The organism is Tumebacillus flagellatus (assembly GCF_000714935.1).
Classification (GTDB): domain Bacteria; phylum Bacillota; class Bacilli; order Tumebacillales; family Tumebacillaceae; genus Tumebacillus; species Tumebacillus flagellatus.
Window position 1 is genome coordinate 1 of sequence record NZ_JMIR01000070.1, and the last position, 2909, is coordinate 2909.

The 2909-nt window shown below is 58.1% G+C and carries 4 protein-coding genes and 1 pseudogene; all 5 read left to right on the top strand.

What is annotated here, in order from left to right; all coding sequences use genetic code 11:
- Positions 1-225 (top strand): annotated as a pseudogene (locus EL26_RS26335) (hypothetical protein); the annotation flags it as partial.
- A 10-nt stretch (positions 226-235) separates the two neighbouring features.
- On the top strand, positions 236-496 hold the full coding sequence (locus tag EL26_RS22850; RefSeq protein WP_038094749.1) for a hypothetical protein: 261 nt from the start codon (positions 236-238) through the stop codon (positions 494-496).
- A gap of 141 nt (positions 497-637) precedes the next feature.
- Positions 638-1519: a DnaD domain-containing protein gene (locus EL26_RS24245; RefSeq protein WP_052036730.1), complete on the top strand. Its 882-nt coding sequence runs from the start codon at positions 638-640 to the stop codon at positions 1517-1519.
- A gap of 17 nt (positions 1520-1536) precedes the next feature.
- Positions 1537-2460, top strand: coding sequence for an ATP-binding protein (locus EL26_RS22860; protein ID WP_038094751.1), 924 nt, complete (start codon positions 1537-1539; stop codon positions 2458-2460).
- 3 nt (positions 2461-2463) lie between these two features.
- Positions 2464-2909: DnaB-like helicase N-terminal domain-containing protein (locus EL26_RS22865; protein WP_038094753.1), on the top strand; the 446-nt coding region annotated here is incomplete at its 3' end.

Here is a 2909-nt window from a genome sequence, read left to right on the forward strand (position 1 = left end):
CCCGGCACGCACGCTGACCGGCTGGAGCTTGCACACCTCACCCAACGAAGCCAAGGAGGGCGCGGCGACCAACCGTGGAACATCGCCGCCCTCTGCGGCCCCAGCACCAATAGCGGAACCTGCCACTGGAAGATTGACTCACGCCGGCGTTCTCATCGTGACTGGATCGAGGAAAAGATCGCCGAGCTGAAAGAACTATACGATCCGGCAGACTGGCCGGAGTAAGGAGGCCGACATGCTGCAAGACGCACAAACCCGCCAAGCGGTGATGGCAGGCGGACGGGTTTTCATCTACACCCCCGCCTTCGCCGATGGTAGCGCGAGCTTGGAAATTCGCAACGGCGACTGCAACGAGGAACTGATGTACGACGGATATCAGCCCTTTGAAGCGTTCGAGGCGGTGCTCAACGCGTACGAGAATGCCGCCCGATTCGTTGACCCTGACACTTTCCAGCCGATCTACTCCGGCGACACCGCCGTAGACGGTCCGTTCTGACGATGGACAAGCGCACGCAAGTTCTCGCAGCAGGCGTCCGCATCGGCGGCGTATGGAAGCTCGCCGCATTCATGACACAGATGCACCCCGGAGCCCGTAAAACGGCTCCACAGGCAAGATAAACGGTATGGAGGGCGGCACATGCAAGGGTGGATAAAGCTTCACCGAAAGCTCCAAGAGAGCCCCATTTTTCAAGACCCCTACATTTTCAAACTCTGGACGCTCTGCCTCATGAAAGCCGCCCACAAACCGACGACGGTTCTTGTGGAGCGGCAGATGGTGGAGCTAAAGGCCGGACAGTTCGTGACGGGGCGCAAAGTGCTCTGTCAGGAATTCAACTCCGGCGCGAAAAAATCCGACCAAGTCCCCGAATCTACACTGTGGAGTTGGCTAAAAAAACTCGAAACATGGGGAAATCTTGACATCAAAGCTAACAACAAATTCAGCGTTGTAACCGTTGTGAAATGGGAGTTTTATCAGGGTTCAGACGCAGAACCTGACAACGGTTTTGACCACAACCTGACAACAGATTGCCCGCAGACTGACAGCAGTTTGACAGCAACTTGCCCGCAGGCTGACACAAACAAGAATGAAAAGAATTTAGAGAAAAAAGATCTTCCTCTTCCTCCTCCCCCAACGCGGACACGTGCGGACGAAGAACAGGAGATGCTGCAGGTGATCGTCCGGGAGTTCGGTGCCGAAGGTCTTAGGTTTTCAGACTTCGACCGAGACGAGATCAACGCTTGGATCGACGACGACGGACACGCTCCCGCCCTAATCACCCGGGCTTTGAAAGAGGCAGTCCTGCACAAAAAGCTCAGCACGCCGTACATGGCAAAGATTCTCAAAGACTGGAAGAAAAACGGCTGGACGACGCCAGAGCAGGTCGACGCAGGCAAGGAGAAACAGCACGTTCAGTCACAGTCGCAGCACCGTCGATCTGGAAGCAAAATCGTCTCGCTACCGGAGATGAGACAGACCCCGATGACGGCCGCAGAGCGGTTCAAGGCGGGGCAGAAGTGAGAACGGAGTGACAACGCATGGAACACATCGGCGAGATCGAGAAGCCGACAAGCAACTTTGCCCGCGCCCGGACGATCCAACTGCTCCGCGAACGGTTGCCGAAGTTGGCGGACGTCACGGACGCAGAGATCAACCGCTACGGCGGCGACCTTCTCGATGCGGCAAATTGTCTGGATCGGTGCCGCAACTGCACCGGCTACGCTGAATGCTGGCGCGAGGAGCTGGTCAAAGGTTACGTCACCAAGTACGACGTCGCTGACGGTAAGATCAAGCTCCAACAGGGCGTAAAGTGCAAACCGCATCTGGCGCACGAAGCCCGCGAACAGCAGGAACGAATGCTGAGAGTTTCGGGTATGACCGATAAGGAACGCGGTTTCACCTTCGACAACTTTCCAGTGGAGCAAGCGAGGCGGCACCGCTCAATTCTGGAGCGCGCAACGGACCTCGCTGACGGCGACGGTAGCGGAACGGGGATTTACTTCTACGGCCCGCCGGGCATCGCCAAGACGCACCTCATGCTCGCCGTGCTGAACAGACTGAACGACCGTGGCATCCTCGCCGTATTCGTCCGGGCTGACCGGATGATCGACAAACTGCGCGAGGCGATCAAAAACGATTGCGAAGAGGATGTGCTGGAACGGTACATGACCTGTCCGGTGTTGGGCATCGACGAACTGGCGCAAGAGCCGCGCCTGAAGGAGTACGGGTTGGAGTGCATGATCAAAATCTTGAACTACCGCGCCGCCGCCAAACTCCTGACGCTGTTCACCAGCAACTTCGAACCGTACCGCGCCTACGAGCAGCACTATGAAAAGTTCCCCGAACAGATCGACGCGCTCCGCTCGCGGGTGGCGCTCCTCTCCATCCCGGCACGCATGACCGGCGAGGATTGGCGCTTGAACAGCTACTCCGAGCAACTGGGTCCAGACGAGGAGGTGTAAGGGATGAGCGAACAGCACGAAGAGACGCAGAAACCAGAGCTCCCCCACCACATCGAATCCGAACAAGCGACGCTGGGCGCCATCCTGCTGGACCCGAACGCGATTCACGACGTGCGCGATATCCTCGAAGTTCCGGAGCAGTTTCACGAGCCAAAGCACAGTACGATCTACAAGGCGATCTTGGAGCTGGCCGACGCGGGTGAGCCAGTGGACGTGGTGACTCTCTCCAAGCATCTCTCCGACAACGGCAGGATTGAGTCGGTCGGAGGTGTCGCTTACCTCGCGATGCTGAGCAACAGCGTCCCGACGGCGGCGAACGTGGACTTCTACGCGGAGACCGTGTTGCAGAAGTGGCGGGCGCGGGAGCTGATCAAAGCGTCACAAGAGCAAGCCGCAGCGCTCATGTACGGCGACGACATCGAGGAAGTTTTGGAGAAGGCTGACCGGCG